General features: G+C 69.4%; 17 protein-coding genes. 14 read left to right on the forward strand and 3 right to left on the reverse strand.

Annotated elements, in window-relative coordinates; all coding sequences use genetic code 11:
• The first annotated feature begins 35 nt into the window (after window positions 1–35).
• The 11 genes from map (at window position 36) to truA (ending at window position 7,527) form a co-directional block, all read left to right on the forward strand.
• Entirely contained in the window at window positions 36–854 is an 819-nt protein-coding gene (gene map, locus OG587_RS12720) for a type I methionyl aminopeptidase (RefSeq protein ID WP_329089963.1), read from the forward strand.
• A 50-nt stretch (window positions 855–904) separates the two neighbouring features.
• A complete protein-coding gene (locus OG587_RS12725; protein WP_329089965.1) occupies window positions 905–1,336 on the forward strand; it encodes a DUF1707 SHOCT-like domain-containing protein in 432 nt (143 codons plus the stop codon).
• A gap of 111 nt (window positions 1,337–1,447) precedes the next feature.
• Window positions 1,448–1,930: a hypothetical protein gene (locus tag OG587_RS12730; protein ID WP_329089967.1), complete on the forward strand. Its 483-nt coding sequence runs from the start codon at window positions 1,448–1,450 to the stop codon at window positions 1,928–1,930.
• A gap of 733 nt (window positions 1,931–2,663) precedes the next feature.
• Window positions 2,664–2,885 (forward strand): translation initiation factor IF-1, encoded by a 222-nt coding sequence (infA, locus tag OG587_RS12735; protein ID WP_012887858.1) that lies wholly within the window; start codon window positions 2,664–2,666, stop codon window positions 2,883–2,885.
• 25 nt (window positions 2,886–2,910) lie between these two features.
• Entirely contained in the window at window positions 2,911–3,024 is a 114-nt protein-coding gene (gene rpmJ / locus OG587_RS12740; RefSeq protein WP_003956441.1) for a 50S ribosomal protein L36, read from the forward strand.
• Between the two features lie 210 nt (window positions 3,025–3,234).
• Window positions 3,235–3,615, forward strand: coding sequence for a 30S ribosomal protein S13 (rpsM, locus tag OG587_RS12745; RefSeq protein ID WP_329089969.1), 381 nt, complete (start codon window positions 3,235–3,237; stop codon window positions 3,613–3,615).
• Window positions 3,616–3,660: 45 nt separating this feature from the next.
• A complete protein-coding gene (rpsK, locus tag OG587_RS12750) occupies window positions 3,661–4,065 on the forward strand; it encodes a 30S ribosomal protein S11 (RefSeq protein WP_012887860.1) in 405 nt (134 codons plus the stop codon).
• 20 nt (window positions 4,066–4,085) lie between these two features.
• Window positions 4,086–4,712 (forward strand): 30S ribosomal protein S4, encoded by a 627-nt coding sequence (gene rpsD / locus OG587_RS12755; RefSeq protein WP_030912875.1) that lies wholly within the window; start codon window positions 4,086–4,088, stop codon window positions 4,710–4,712.
• Window positions 4,713–4,811: 99 nt separating this feature from the next.
• The gene (locus OG587_RS12760; RefSeq protein ID WP_089210160.1) at window positions 4,812–5,828 is read left to right on the forward strand and encodes a DNA-directed RNA polymerase subunit alpha; all 1,017 of its coding nucleotides are present in this window, start codon (window positions 4,812–4,814) and stop codon (window positions 5,826–5,828) included.
• Window positions 5,829–5,980: 152 nt separating this feature from the next.
• Window positions 5,981–6,502 carry a 50S ribosomal protein L17 gene (rplQ, locus tag OG587_RS12765; protein ID WP_329089973.1) on the forward strand — a complete coding sequence of 174 codons (522 nt, stop codon included), beginning with the start codon at window positions 5,981–5,983 and terminating at the stop codon, window positions 6,500–6,502.
• Between the two features lie 137 nt (window positions 6,503–6,639).
• Window positions 6,640–7,527: a tRNA pseudouridine(38-40) synthase TruA gene (gene truA, locus OG587_RS12770; protein WP_329089975.1), complete on the forward strand. Its 888-nt coding sequence runs from the start codon at window positions 6,640–6,642 to the stop codon at window positions 7,525–7,527.
• On the opposite strand, the gene OG587_RS12775 is transcribed toward truA, so the two are convergent.
• From OG587_RS12775 to OG587_RS12785, 3 genes are all read right to left on the reverse strand, one after another.
• Entirely contained in the window at window positions 7,517–9,901 is a 2,385-nt protein-coding gene (locus OG587_RS12775) for a hypothetical protein (RefSeq protein WP_329089977.1), read from the reverse strand. The two genes, truA and OG587_RS12775, sit on opposite strands and share 11 nt — an antisense overlap.
• A 94-nt stretch (window positions 9,902–9,995) precedes the next feature.
• A complete protein-coding gene (locus OG587_RS12780; RefSeq protein ID WP_329089979.1) occupies window positions 9,996–10,742 on the reverse strand; it encodes a hypothetical protein in 747 nt (248 codons plus the stop codon).
• A gap of 254 nt (window positions 10,743–10,996) precedes the next feature.
• The gene (locus tag OG587_RS12785; protein ID WP_329089981.1) at window positions 10,997–11,686 is read right to left on the reverse strand and encodes a CAP domain-containing protein; all 690 of its coding nucleotides are present in this window, start codon (window positions 11,684–11,686) and stop codon (window positions 10,997–10,999) included.
• A 661-nt stretch (window positions 11,687–12,347) separates the two neighbouring features.
• On the opposite strand from OG587_RS12785, the gene rplM reads away from it, so the two are divergent.
• From rplM to glmM, 3 genes are all read left to right on the forward strand, one after another.
• Window positions 12,348–12,791, forward strand: a complete 444-nt coding sequence (gene rplM, locus OG587_RS12790) for a 50S ribosomal protein L13 (protein WP_329089982.1) — start codon at window positions 12,348–12,350, stop codon at window positions 12,789–12,791.
• A gap of 69 nt (window positions 12,792–12,860) precedes the next feature.
• Window positions 12,861–13,382 carry a 30S ribosomal protein S9 gene (gene rpsI, locus OG587_RS12795; RefSeq protein WP_329089983.1) on the forward strand — a complete coding sequence of 174 codons (522 nt, stop codon included), beginning with the start codon at window positions 12,861–12,863 and terminating at the stop codon, window positions 13,380–13,382.
• A gap of 3 nt (window positions 13,383–13,385) precedes the next feature.
• Complete coding sequence (gene glmM, locus OG587_RS12800) at window positions 13,386–14,741, forward strand: phosphoglucosamine mutase (protein ID WP_329089985.1); 1,356 nt, start codon at window positions 13,386–13,388, stop codon at window positions 14,739–14,741.
• Window positions 14,742–14,763 lie beyond the last annotated feature (22 nt).

Below are 14,763 nucleotides of genomic sequence, written 5' to 3' on the forward strand. Positions count from 1 at the left end.
GGACCGCCCGTTGAACCACCCCAGGGGGTGTGCACGTGTTCAAGAAGAACAAGCACGGAATTCAGATGAAGACGCCCGAGCAGGTGGACAAGATGCGGGCGGCCGGCCTCGTGGTCGGCCGTACCCTGCAGCTCCTGCGGGAGAGCGTCCAGCCGGGCATGACGCCCCTGGACCTCGACGCGATCGCGGAGAAGGCGATCAGGGACGAGGGGGCGATCCCCTCCTTCAAGGGCTACCAGGGTTTCCCCGCGACGATCTGCGCCTCGGTCAACCACGAGGTCGTCCACGGCATCCCGAGTGACCGCCGTCCGCTGGAGGAGGGCGACATCATCTCGATCGACTGCGGCGCCATCCTGGACGGCTGGCACGGCGACTCGGCCGTCACGGTCCCGGTCGGCGAGGTGGATCCCAAGCTGACCGAGCTGATGAGGGTCACCGAGGAGGCCATGTGGCGGGGCATCGCCGCGCTCACCGTGGGCCGCCACCTGTCCGACATCGGGCACGAGGTGGAGAAGTACGTCCGCTCCCAGGGGCGCTACGGCATCCCGCAGGAGTACGGCGGCCACGGCATCGGCACCGAGATGCACATGGACCCGTGGGTGGCCAACCACGGCAAGCCGGGCCGGGGCCCGAAGTTCGAGCCGGGCATGTGCTTCGCCGTCGAGCCGATGGTCAACCTCGGGACGGACCGGACCAAGGTGCTGGCCGACGACTGGACCGTGGTGACGATCGACGGGAAGGTCTCCGCACACTTCGAACACAGCGTCGCCGTGACACATAATGGTCCTTGGGTATTGACCGCCCTTGACGGGGGGAAAGAGCGGCTTGCCGACCTGTTGGGAGACGCGGGCTAGTTCGGGCCCGCCGGCGAGCGGATGTGGTTGACATGGCGGCTGGTCCGGAGATGCGAGCCTCCGACGGAGATCGCGACAAGGTCGCCTCGGTCCTGAGGGAGCACTACGCGCAGGGCCGCCTGACCACGGAGGAGTTCGACGAGCGCCTCGAACAGCTCTACACCAGCAAGACGTACGGCGAGCTCGCCGTCCTGACCTCAGATCTTCCCGACGTCGACCTGGGCCGGCTCCCAGAGGTCCCTTCCCGCGCCCCTGAGCGTGCCAGGGCGGGCGCGGGGAAGGAGACGGGGAACAAGAAGCTGGCGGAGGCCTGGGGCGTCTGGGCGACGGCCAGCGGCATCAACTGGATGATCTGGCTCATCATCGGGTTGACCGGCGACCACTTCCCCTACCCGTGGCCGCTGTGGGTGATGGGCCCGTGGGGTGTGGTGTTGCTGGTGTCGACGATCGCCGGCGGCCAGAAGCGGGAGAAGAACCGGTAATAGTGCACTCTGGGCGTTGAGTGTGCATTCCTCCACAGAAGGGCGCGTTGAATCTTCCTAACGTGAGCGGTGTCCGAACAGCAGGACCCCGTTTCACAGGAGGAAGATTCCATGAGCAAGATCCGTACAGCCCTGGTCGGAGCGGCCCTGGCGGGTTCGCTGGCCGCGGGCGTGGTCGCCGCCCCGTCGGCGATGGCCTCGGCCTCGCAGGCCTCGGCCGGGTCCGCCGTCGCGGTCCAGGAGACCCAGGCGTCGAACAAGCACTTCTTCGGTCCGTACTACTCGGGCTTCGGCGGTGGCGAGAGCTTCGGCAACCGCTCCTACTTCAAGGGTTACTGGACCAGCAGCGGTGGCCGCTACTGGTTCTACGGCGACCTGTTCGACCGTGACCGTGACCGCCAGCGCAGCTACGTGTGGTTCAAGTGGCACGACAGGTTCGGCTCGCACACCAAGGTGTTCAACACCTTCGGCAACTCCGGTTTCAACAAGTTCGGCGGGTTCAAGAAGAGCGGCGGCTTCGACGACTTCAAGATCCGGGTCTGCGAGGGCCGCGACAAGTTCGACGACTGCGGCCGCTGGGGCGACGCCTTCTGAGGTCTTCCGACGCCTTCCGCGGAGACGGTCCGAGGAGTCAGGGTCACCCGGTGAGGGCGGGGGGGCCTTTCAGCGGGACGTGACCGAGGAGCGTCGATCGAGGAACGTCGACCGAGAAGTCTCGCTCGGGGAAAACCGATCGAGGAACGTTGATCGGTAAGGTTGGCCGAGCAAGCCCCCCGGCGCCGGGTCGCCGGGGGGTTTTTCCGTGTCGCGGGTGCGACGGAGGCGGAGGGCGTCGCGGGCCCGGTCCGGGCGCGGTCCGGGTGCTGCGGCACGCGAGGCCCGGCCGGGCCTGGAACGACGGCCCGGTCCAGGCAGGGAAAGAGGACCTGGTCCAGATCGGGAACGACGGCCCGGTCCGGCCGGCCGGGGGCCCGCCCGGGGCGGCGGGGACGGCGCCGGCCGCCCGGATACCGGCCTGATCTGCCGGGCCCGCCGCCGGGATGGTGGCCTGACCTGGCCGGACATGCCACAATGGGGGCACGAGTATTCGCGCGTCGAGCCGTGCCGTCCGTCCCGCTCGGGATCTGCGGTATCCTTTGTAGCGGTTGTGTCAAGGTACCGGCCGTGTGTTTAGCATTTCCTCGCCCGGTGCCGTACACTCCTTCTTCGGTTCACTATGACCATTGCGCATCGGCGGTGTCGCAACCGCCGCTCTCATCGAAGCGCTGGGTCGCGGCTGCTTAGTGTTCCGAAGCCTCAGACGACCGATCAGTGAAACGCGAGGGACATGGCCAAGAAAGACGGCGCCATCGAGATCGAGGGCACTGTGGTTGAGTCGCTCCCGAACGCGATGTTCCGGGTGCAACTCGACAACGGCCATAAGGTCCTGGCCCACATCAGCGGGCGGATGCGGATGCACTACATCCGGATCCTTCCTGACGACAGGGTTGTCGTCGAACTGAGCCCCTACGACCTCAGTCGTGGGCGGATCGTCTACCGATACAAGTAAGCGCGTCTGAGGGACGAATAGGACTATGAAGGTCAAGCCGAGCGTCAAGAAGATCTGTGACAAGTGCAAGGTGATTCGCCGGCACGGTCGCGTCATGGTGATCTGCGACAACCTGCGCCACAAGCAGCGTCAGGGCTAGTCGCTCCAAAAAAGGCCCCGTAAGAGTCCGCTCGAAGAGGCGGACTCGATCCATGTGGGGCTTTCACGTAATCGTGTCTCACACCTGCGCCGGCGGCTCGCGCCGTACCCCGCAGGAGACCCCCGGTCGGAGGCCGGGGCCCTCACCCCGGGCATGGGGAGGGGAAGTGAGGCGCAGGACCTCCGCCATAACGAAGGAGAATGCCCGACCATGGCTCGCCTGGTTGGTGTAGACCTCCCCCGCGACAAGCGGCTGGAGATCGCTCTCACCTACATTTTCGGAATCGGCCGCACTCGTGCGCTCGAAACCCTTCAGGCCACCGGCGTCAGCGGCGACCTGCGGGTTCACCAGCTGACCGACGAAGAGCTGGTGCCGCTGCGCGACTACATCGAGGCGAACTACAAGATCGAGGGTGACCTCCGTCGCGAAGTTCAGGCCGACATCCGTCGCAAGATCGAGATTCAGTGCTACCAGGGCATTCGGCACCGCCGTGGCCTTCCCGTGCACGGTCAGCGCACGCAGACCAACGCACGCACCCGTAAGGGCAAGAAGAAGACCGTGGCCGGCAAGAAGAAGCCCGGTAAGAAGTAGTCCGCGTAGCCGCAGGACCGAAGACCTCAGGAGTGAAGGCAAAGAATGCCTCCTAAGAGCCGCCAGGGTGCACCCAAGAAGGTGCGCCGCAAGGAAAAGAAGAACGTCGCTCATGGGCACGCCCACATCAAGAGCACGTTCAACAACACGATCGTTTCGATCACCGACCCGAGTGGGAACGTGATCTCCTGGGCCAGTGCCGGCCACGTCGGGTTCAAGGGCTCTCGTAAGTCCACCCCGTTCGCGGCGCAGATGGCCGCGGAGAACGCCGCCCGCCGCGCCATGGAGCACGGCATGCGCAAGGTCGACGTATTCGTCAAGGGCCCCGGCTCCGGCCGTGAGACCGCGATCCGGTCGCTTCAGGCGACCGGCCTCGAGGTCGGGTCCATCCAGGACGTCACCCCCGTGCCGCACAACGGCTGCCGTCCGCCCAAGCGCCGTCGCGTCTGACGCCCAGGAGAAGATAGAAAATGGCTCGTTATACGGGTGCGGACTGCAAGCTCTGCCGCAGGGAGAAGACCAAGCTCTTCCTCAAGGGCAAGAAGTGTGAGTCCGCGAAGTGCCCCATCGAGATCCGTCCTTACCCGCCGGGTGAGCACGGTCGCGGCCGTCCCAAGGAGTCTGAGTACCAGCTCCAGCTTCGTGAGAAGCAGAAGACCCGCCGCATCTACGGCGTCCTCGAGAAGCAGTTCCACAACTACTACGAGGAAGCCAACCGCAAGACCGGCAAGACCGGCGAGAACCTCCTCCAGATCCTGGAGAGCCGTCTCGACAACGTGGTCTACCGCGCCGGTTTCGCGGAGTCGCGCGACGCCGCCCGCCAGCAGGTCCGTCACGGACACATCCTGGTGAACGGCAAGAAGGTCGACATCCCGTCGTACCGCGTGCGCGAGCACGACATCGTCGAGGTCCGCGAGAAGTCGCGCAACCTCCTGCCCTACGAGGTGGCCCGCGCCACCGCCGGTGACAAGACGTACCCGGCGTGGCTGGGCGTCGTCCCGGACGCGCTGCGCGTCCTGGTCCACCAGCTCCCGGTCCGTCAGCAGATCGACACCCAGGTCCAGGAGCAGCTGATCGTCGAGCTCTACTCCAAGTAGCGGCTCCTCAGGTGCCGTGCGGCGATTCGCCGTACGGCACCTATGCTGTTGTTCGAGCGGCGTCAAATAGCGGGCGCCGCCATGCAAGGGAGATTTCACATGCTGATCGCTCAGCGTCCCTCCCTCCTTGAGGAATCCCTTGAGGAGACCCGGTCCAAGTTCATCATCGAGCCGCTGGAGCCGGGGTTCGGCTACACCATCGGCAACTCGCTGCGCCGCACGCTGCTGTCGTCCATCCCGGGCGCGGCCGTGACCAGCATCCGCATCGAGGGTGTGCTGCACGAGTTCACCACCGTGCCGGGCGTCAAGGAGGATGTCACCGACATCATCCTGAACCTCAAGGACCTGGTCGTCTCCTCCGAGCACGACGAGCCCGTGGTGATGTACCTGCGCAAGCAGGGCCCCGGTGACGTCACCGCCGCCGACATCGCGCCCCCGGCCGGTGTCGAGGTGCACAACCCCGAGCTGCGCATCGCCACCCTGAACGGCAAGGCGAAGCTGGAGATGGAGCTGACCGTCGAGCGCGGTCGCGGCTACGTCTCCGCCGCGCAGAACAAGCAGCCGGGCCAGGAGATCGGTCGCATCCCGATCGACTCCATCTACTCCCCGGTGCTCAAGGTCACCTACAAGGTCGAGGCGACCCGAGTCGAGCAGCGCACCGACTTCGACCGTCTGATCCTGGACGTCGAGACCAAGCCGTGCATGAAGCCCCGCGACGCGGTGGCCTCCGCCGGTAAGACCCTCGTCGAGCTGTTCGGTCTCGCCCGCGAGCTGAACGTCGAGGCCGAGGGCATCGACATCGGCCCGTCGCCGACGGACGCGGCCCTCGCCGCCGACCTGGCGCTGCCGATCGAGGAGCTGAACCTCACGGTCCGCTCCTACAACTGCCTCAAGCGCGAGGGCATCCACACCGTGGGTGAGCTCGTGGCCCGCAGTGAGCAGGACCTTCTCGACATAAGAAACTTCGGTGCCAAGTCCATCGAAGAGGTCAAGCAGAAGCTGCACGAGATGACGCTCGCGCTCAAGGACTCCCCGCCCGGGTTCGACCCGAGCGCGGTGGCCGGCGGCGGCTACGACGACGACGACAGCGCCTACGTCGAGACCGAGCAGTACTGAGTCTCGGGACGCCTCACGGCGTTCCGTGACACCGTGTGACTCTCCGTCACGTCAGGTGTCACCGAGTTTCACGATGACGGGGGCCCTCCGGCCCCCGGCCCGACCCCGGTACCTCGTACGGCCGGGGCGGGTTTACTCCCAAGGAGAACGTTATGCCTAGGCCCACCAAGGGTGCCCGTCTCGGCGGCAGCCCGGCCCACGAGCGGCTGATCCTGGCGAACCTCGCCACCCAGCTGTTCCAGCACGGCCGGATCAAGACCACCGAGGCCAAGGCGAAGCGTCTGCGTCCGGTGGCGGAGAAGCTGATCACCAAGGCGAAGAAGGGCGACATGCACAACCGTCGCCAGGTGCTGACGATCGTCAAGGACAAGAGCGTCGTCCACCACCTCTTCACCGAGATCGCCCCGACCTTCGCCGAGCGTCCCGGTGGCTACACCCGGATCACCAAGATCGGCCTCCGTAAGGGCGACGCCGCCCCCATGGCCGTGATCGAGCTGGTGTCCGAGCCGCTGAACACGGTCAAGGTCGGCCAGACCCCGGCCGCCGCCCAGGCCACCGCGCCCAAGGCGGAAGAGGTCAAGGAGGCCGAGGTCGAGGAGACCAAGGCCGAGACCACCGAGGAGACAACCGAGGCTCCCGCCGAGGAGACCGAGGCCAAGAAGGACAACGCCTGATCTCTCAGGCCCCGTGAACGGGCCCGGCACTCCCTCCACGGGGGCGCCGGGCCCGTTCCGTTCTCCGGAAGGTCTCCCGGAAGATCCCCGGGAGCCCCGGAGGCCACGAGAGCCCGTGATCTCCGAAAGGAACCATCGTGGTACGGCTGAGGCTGGATCTCGCCTATGACGGCACCGACTTCTCCGGCTGGGCCAAGCAGCCCGGACGGCGTACGGTCCAGGGGGAGATCGAGGAGGCGCTCGGCAGGATTCTGCGGCTTCCCGAATCTCCGGCGCTGACCGTGGCCGGGCGGACCGACGCGGGCGTGCACGCCCGCGGCCAGGTGGCCCACGTCGACCTGGATCCCGGGGCGCTCGGCGCGCTGGACGGTCGCGACCGCCGGGGAGGGGCCACGGGCGGGGGTCCGGAGCCCGGATCAGCGGGGGAGCTCGACGAGAGGCTCTCTGCCATGCGCAGGAGGCTCGCCGGAGTCCTGTCCCCAGATGTCCGTGTTCATCGCGTCACGGTGGCTCCTGAGGGCTTCGACGCGCGGTTCTCGGCGCTGTCGAGGCGGTACGCCTACCGGATCTCCGACGCCCCGGGCGGTGTCGATCCGCTCCGCCGCCGCGAGGTCGTCTGGTACAACAGGCCCCTCGACGTGGACAGGCTGAACGCGGCCGCCGCCGCCCTCCTCGGCGAGCACGACTTCGCCGCGTTCTGCAAGAGGCGGGAGGGCGCGACCACGATCCGCGAGCTCAAGCGGCTCGACTGGGCCCGCGAGGACGGGCTCGTCGTCGCGACGGTGATGGCCGACGCGTTCTGCCACTCCATGGTCCGGGCGCTCGTCGGATCGCTGCTGCCCGTCGGCGAGGGCCGGCTCCCGGTCGACTGGCCGGGAGGGGTGCTGGCACGGGCCGTACGGGACTCGGGGGTGCACGTCGCGCCCGCGCACGGGCTCTGCCTGGAGGAGGTGCGCTACCCCGGCGCCGAGGAGCTCGCCCGGCGGGCCGCGGAGACCCGCCGGGTGCGGACGCTCAGTTCGTGACGCGGCGCTCCACGACCTTCGCGGTCTGGTCGCGGAAGGCGCCGCTGACCTTGCCCAGGGACTTCTCCTTGGCGGTCGGCGTGTGGCCGTCGCTGAAGGTGGCGTAGCTGAACACGATGTAGCGGCCCCACACCATCCCGGCCGCGTAGCCGCCCGCGATGTGCACCCGCTCGCCTCCGGTGCCGGCGGCGGAGGGCAGGCCGCGGAACCAGAGGTTGCTGTCCAGATTCTTGGCCTTGTCGGCCGCCACCGCGGACTCGCGGGTGGGCAGCACGGCGATCCCGGTGGTCACGGCGTACTTCCGCTTGCTGTCCACGTACGTCGCCCGCAGCACGCGGCGGCACTCCTGGCTGCGCAGGGTGCCGGCGAACCTGCCGGACGCGGCCTTCTGGCACTGCTCGGTGACGTTGGTCTTGACCCGCCTGAACGTCGTCCCGGCCACGGACACCTTCTTGCCGAAGGCGTCGGCCACGGTCATCGTGCCCGGGTCGGTCTTCTCGGAGTTGAGCATCGTGGTGTTGATCGGCTCGGGCTCGCCGGTGATGTCCAGGTCGTCGGTGGGGTCGAGGGTTCCCGAGCTGGGGATCGGATCCGTCGCGTTCGCCGACTGCTTGGCGCTGAACGACTGGTAGGCGAAGAAGGCGCCGGTGCCGATGCCGACCACCACGACCGCGACCACGGCGGCGAGCAGTGTCGTACTGGCCTTGCTGCGGGCCGGCGCGGGGGGCGGGGGCGGGGGCTCGGGGACGAACTCCGAGAGCGGGGTGAACGCTCCACGGGTCGTCGCCGGTCCGCCTCCGGGGGGTGCCGGCGGCTCACCCGCCGGTGAGGAGGTCACCGGCGGGGGCGGGAGAACCGGGAACGACGGCGCGACGCCGGTGACGACGGGGATACCGCCGGGCGGGGTCGCCTGGTCCGAGGGGGGGAAGGGCTGCGCCGCCGGGCCTGGACCGGCCGTCTGGGGCGGTGTCCGGTCGCGGGTGTCCTGTTCGAAGGGAGGCGCGGGCACCTGCGAGATCAGCTCCGGTTCTGGTCGTGTGACGGGCTGGGTCACGGGCGCGGGCATGGGGGCCATCGGAGCGGGGCCGGAGAGGGCGGGAGGGCTCTCGTCCCGCGGACCGGCGGGCGGGGGCGGCGGGGCCTGCTGGGGGGCCTGCCCCGAAGAGGGCTGCGCGGGGGGCTGATGGGTGGGCGGGCCCTGCTGGGGCGGGGGGACGTGGTCGGGCTCCAGGAGGTCTCCCGGCCCAGGTCGCCCCGGTGCGCCGGGAACGGCGGCGCGGACGTCGACCGTGGTATCGCTGTTCTCGTCCGGCTCCTGTTGGGGGGCGGCGTCCGGCGGCCAGACGGCGACGTCGCCGGGCTCTCCCGGGCGGGCGGCGCTCTCCTCGGGGTCGGTCCACACCGGCTCACCGGTCGCGGCGGGCCAGGGGGCCTCCTGGCCGGACGAGGGCCAGACCTGCATGCCCGCGGCCGCGGCGGTGAAGGCGGGAGGCGGCTGCCAGGGCGGCGCCCCCGGCACGATGGGCGCGGTGGACAGCGACTGCTCGTCCCGCGGAGCGGAACCCCCGGGCTCGTGGCGCCCGCTCTCGCGGGTTCCGCCGGGCCGCGGGGGGACGGCCGGTTCCGCCGGCCAGGCAGGGGAGGTCGCGTCCGAGGTGGTGGGGGCACCGGGCCAGGGCGGGCCGGCCGGGTTCTGCGCGGCGGGCCAGGCGGGAGGGGCGGGCTCCGAGGGCGTGGGGGAGTTGATCCACGCCGGAGGGGCCGGCTCCGGCCGGGAGAACTCGGACCAGGTGGGGCCCGAGGGGCCGGGGGAGAACTCGGGCCGCGGAGCCGAGGGCTCGCGGGAGAGATCAGGTCGCGGGCCCGAGGGATCGCGCGAGAGATCCGGAGGGGCGGCCCCCAGGGGGCCGGGCGGGAACTCGGGCCGCGGGCCCGAAGGCTCGCGGGGAAGGTCCGGCCGGGCGGTCTGCGAGGGGCCGGGCGGGAACCCGGGTCTGGCGGGATCCGGGGGCCCGGGGGAGAACGCGGGCCGCGGGGGGCCGGAGGGCTCCGGGTACGGGAGCGGGCCCGGCTGGGGTGCGGAGTACGCGGGGCCGGGCCAGGGGACGGGCGGGTCGCCCTCCGGCTGGGCGTACCAGTCGTCCGGCTGGGCGTACCAGTCGTAGGGGGCCCCGTCGCCGGGGACCGTCCATGGCTGAGCCGCCCCCGGGGTCACCTCCGGCCACGCGGAGGGGCTGTGGGGCTGCTCGTCACCTGTGAGATCGGTCCGCAGCACGTGGGGCGAGGGCTGGCCGAAACTCGGCGGCGGCGTCGCCGGTGCTGCCGAACCCTCGGCTTCACGTTGGTGCTCGGACCCGGATTCCTGGCCACGCATACGACGCAGCCTAGCGACCGTCGGAGATCGTCATGCGGGTATGGCCGTATCGTCTGCCGGATTCGTGCCTCAAAGCGGCATTATGACCCCATGGTCAGGGGCGTTTTCCGGTCAGTGACCGTGACTCCAGGGCGGGGGTGATGGTCGCGTCCGCCGTGCCGAAGGCCGCCTGGTTCAGCTTCTTGACCTCGTTTTTTTTCGGTAGATGGCCGTCTTTGTATTGGAACCAGACCATTACCGCGTAGTGCCCGTGGCGCCATTCGCCGACGAAGGCCTCGCCGGTGCCGAGAAGTTTGGTGACCTTATCCTTACCGGGCAGCGGTTTGATGTATTCCTCCCGCTCCTTGCCGGAGCCGACCGCGACGACCTTGGACGCTCCCGCCGACGTCTTGAGATTGGCGACTCCCACGGTGCCGATGACCTTCCCCGAGGCGTCGCGGAAGCTGGCGCGCAGGAGCTGGTTGCACTTGGCCGCGGTGAGGGCCTTCTGGAGCTTGGCCCCGACCACCGCCTTGTCGCACTTCTTGTCGGTCCTGCGCGTGGTCATCAGGTAGGTCTGCCCGCCGATCTTCACCTTCTTGCGCTTGAACACCTCGTTCAGGGTGAGAAGGTGCGGATCGCCGGCGCGGGAGGAGGCGAAGCCGAACTTGCCCTCCGCGGTGTTGGCGGGCGGCAGGAGGGGGGCCTGGGCGGTGGGGCCCGTCGCGCCGGGCACCGGGGCGGGATCGGAGTTGGCCAGCACGGCCAGGCCGACGCCTGCGGCGACCAGTGCGGCGAACGCCCCGGCCGCGATGAAGATCGGGCGGCGTGAGCGGGGCCCCTCGTCGTACGGGCTCCACATCTCCTTGCGAGGCCGTTCCCCGGGCGGTTCCGAGGGCCGTCCCCGCGGCGGGGCGGGCTGGGAGGCCGGCTGCGATACCGGAGGGGGCTCGGGGGCCCCGGGGCCCCCGGGGGCACGGTTGTTCGGTGAGGCGTCGAACCAGTGCTGGCCCTGTGCGGGCGGCGACGCGTCAGGCCGGTTGTAAGGCTGGCGGCGCGGCGGCTCCACGGGAAAACCCATGCGCCGAGCGTAGCCCGGTATCGGGGCCGGTTGGCTCAGGAGTATCCGAAGTCCTGGGTCCACCAGGGCCCGTCGGCCCCCTGTACGGCTCCGACCCCGGTGGCCCTGAGCTCGCAGTTGAGGATGTTGCGCCGGTGGCCGCTGGTCCCCATCCAGCTGCGCACCGCGTCGTCGGGGGAGGTGTAGCCGCGCCCGATGTTCTCCGCGCCGCCGTCGCGGTAGCCGGTGGCCTCCATCCGCTCCCAGGGGGATGTGCCGTTGGCGGAGGTGTGGGAGAGGCGTCCGGCGGACGCCATCCCGGCCGAGTGCCTCCTGGCCGACACGGTCAGCCTCCTGTCGATCCGGAGCGGCGCGCACCCGGCCCGCCTGCGCTCGACGTTGACGAGCCGGACGACCTCGCGCTCCATCGCGCCGAGGGCGGAGGTGGCGCCGTCGCCGTCGCCGTTGAGGAGGTAGCGGGAGGGGCCGTCGTCGCCGGAGTCGCCGAGCGACGTGCTGGGGCTCGAAGTGGAGCGCGGGAGCTGGTCCTGGGGGGCGGGGGTGGAGCGGGCGACCCGGGCGAGCGGGGCGCGCTCGACCTGCCCGGCCAGGGCGCCGCTGGGTGTGGGCCTCGCCGGACCGGTGTCGTTCAGGTAGATCTGGTCGGCGGCCTCCTCGTCGCGGCTGCCCCGGCCGATGATGAAGCCGACCAGCAGAACCGCGAGCAGACACGCGAACACCCCCATGCGACGCAGGCGCGCTCGCTGGGTATGCCCGGGGTGAGGAAGCTGCCACATACCGCTATCAAAGATAGAGATGTTTGCGGTGAGGAAGAAGGGAATGTTGAGAACATGTTGGAACCGTTCTGTGAAGGTTCCGGGGTGGCCGTTCCGAGATCGTCGTCCGGCGCCTCCCGCCGGGAGCGCCGTGCCACCGGGCCCCGGCCCCGCGCCTGAGGGCTCCCCGCCCTGGTGAGGTCCTCTTCGGGTGGCCGTCGGATCCCGTGTCCCGCGCGTGGAGGGTGGAGGGCCGGCAAGGCTGAAGATCCCGGGGGCGATCCGGTCGCCCGCGCGTGACGGTTCCACGCCCCCGGCAGATTCTTGTTACGGATGATCGGATCCGGCCCCCCGCGCGTGGCGGTTCCCGGGCACTGCCCGGCGGCGGGTAGACTGCCAGGGGAACCGGCGGAGAGTCATGTCGTTTTGCAAGCACTCTCCCGCGCCGGTATCCTGCTAGTTCGTTGTGTGCGAATTGGTCTCCTCTCGCAGACCGATACGCGGCGCGTCCGGCGTCATCTCCTCTTTTTCTGGAGACGGAAGGTCCGGGCTGTCGTGTGCCCGCACCTACCGACCATGTTGCTGTCCTCTCCGACAGCGCCGAAGACGCGACCAAAGAAGGCATACGACCGTGCGCACGTACACACCCAAGCCTGCCGAAGTCGAGCGTCAGTGGCACATCATCGACGCCACCGACATCGTGCTTGGCCGGCTGGCCAGCCACGTCGCGATCCTGCTTCGCGGTAAGCACAAGCCGACCTTCGCCAACCACGTCGACACCGGTGACTTCGTCATCGTCATCAACGCGGGCAAGGTCGCGCTGACCGGTAACAAGCTTGAGCAGAAGAAGGCTTACCGCCACTCGGGCTACCCGGGCGGTCTGCGCTCCATGACCTACGGCGAGCTCATGGACAAGCGTCCCGACCGCGCCATTGAGAAGGCCGTGAAGGGCATGCTGCCCAAGAACGCCCTCGGCCGGAAGATGATCAAGAAGCTCAAGGTCTACGCCGGTTCCGAGCACCCGCACCAGGCGCAGCAGCCGGTGTCTTTCGAGCTCACCCAGATCGCCCAGTAGTCACTAGCTGCTTGTCGCCAGCAGCGTTGGCCGATGGCCGACGCCGAGTAGGAAAGTTAGAGGAGAACCGTGGCTGAGCCCACCGGTGTCGAGACGCCCGTCGAGGGCGAGCAGGAAGCGTACTCCGCGGAGGAGTTCCCCTCCGAGTACACCTCCGAGTCCACTGCCAGCGGCGACGTCGCCGTCCGCAAGCCCATCACCACCGGCAACTCGTACGGCACGGGCCGCCGCAAGGAATCCGTCGCCCGCGTGCGCATCGTTCCGGGCACCGGCAAGTGGACGATCAACGGTCGTACGCTTGACAACTACTTCCCGAACAAGGTCCACCAGCAGATCGTCAACGAGCCCTTCGTGGTGCTCGGTGCCGAGGAGCAGTTCGACGTCATCGCCCGCATCAACGGTGGCGGCGTCACCGGCCAGGCCGGTGCCCTGCGCATGGGTCTCTCCCGCGCGCTGACCGTCCTGGACGTCGAGGTCAACCGCCCGCCGCTCAAGAAGGCCGGCTTCCTGACCCGTGACGCCCGTGCCACCGAGCGCAAGAAGTACGGCCTCAAGAAGGCCCGCAAGGCTCCGCAGTACAGCAAGCGTTAAGCGTTGGGGCGCCTCTTCGGCACCGACGGGGTACGTGGGGTCGCTGGGCGCGACCTCACGGCCGAGCTCGCCATGGACCTGTCCGTGGCCGCGGCTCATGTCCTCGGCGATGCCGGGGCGTTCAACGCCAGCGTCGGGCGGCGAGGCCGTCCCGTCGCCGTCGTGGGCCGGGACCCTCGGGCTTCAGGAGAATTCCTGGAGGCTGCGGTGGTCGCCGGCCTCGCGTCGTCTGGCGTGGACGTCCTCCGGCTCGGCGTGCTGCCCACCCCGGCGGTCGCTTACCTGACGACGGCTCTCAGAGCCGACATGGGCGTGATGATCTCCGCCTCCCACAACCCCGCCCCCGACAACGGGATCAAGTTCCTCACCCGAGGCGGCTACAAGCTGCCCGACGCGGTGGAGATCGAGATCGAGCAGCGGCTCGGCGAGAAGTGGGAGCGTCCTGTCGGTGCCTCGGTCGGCCGCGTACGCGAGGCGTACGGTGAGGCCGACCGCTATGTGTCCCACGTGCTGTCCACCGTCAACGGCCGTCTCGACGGCCTGAACGTGGTCCTCGACTGCGCCCACGGCGCCGCCCACATGGTGGCTCCCGAGGCGTTGCTGCGGGCCGGAGCCACCGTGGAGACGATCGGGGCGCGCCCCGACGGTCTCAACATCAACGCGGGGGTCGGCTCCACCCACCTGGACAAGCTCCAGCAGATCGTGGTCTCCCGCAACGCGGACGTGGGCATCGCCTACGACGGCGACGCGGACCGCTGCCTGGCCGTCTCGCACACCGGCGAGATCGTCGACGGCGACCAGATCATGGCCGTGCTGGCCATGGCGATGCACGCCGAGGGCAAGCTGATCGGTGACACCGTGGTGGCCACGGTCATGTCCAACCTGGGCTTCAAGATCGCGCTCAAGAACGCCGGTGTCGACGTCGTCGAGACCGCCGTGGGCGACCGCTACGTCCTGGAGGCGATGAGGGCCGGAGGCTACAACCTCGGTGGCGAGCAGTCCGGCCACGTCCTGATGCTCGACCACGCCACCACCGGGGACGGCCTGCTGACCTCGCTGCACCTGCTGGCGGTCGTGGCGCGGGAGAAGAAGTCACTGGCCGAGCTGGCCTCGGTGATGACCCGGCTGCCGCAGGTCCTGGTCAACGTGAAGGACGTCGACCGGTCCAAGGCCTCGGCTCCCGAGCTGGCCGCCGCGGTCAGCGCCGCGGAGTCGGAGCTGGGGGAGACCGGGCGCGTGCTGATCCGGCCCAGCGGCACCGAGCCGATGATCCGCGTCATGGTCGAGGCCGCTTCGGCGGAGCAGGCCGAGCAACTGGCCGGCCAGCTGGCCGACGTCGTTCGTACGGCCTGCGTCTGAACCAACGGAGCACGGCCCGCAC

This window comes from Streptosporangium sp. NBC_01469 (genome assembly GCF_036227305.1).
Lineage (GTDB): Bacteria > Actinomycetota > Actinomycetes > Streptosporangiales > Streptosporangiaceae > Streptosporangium.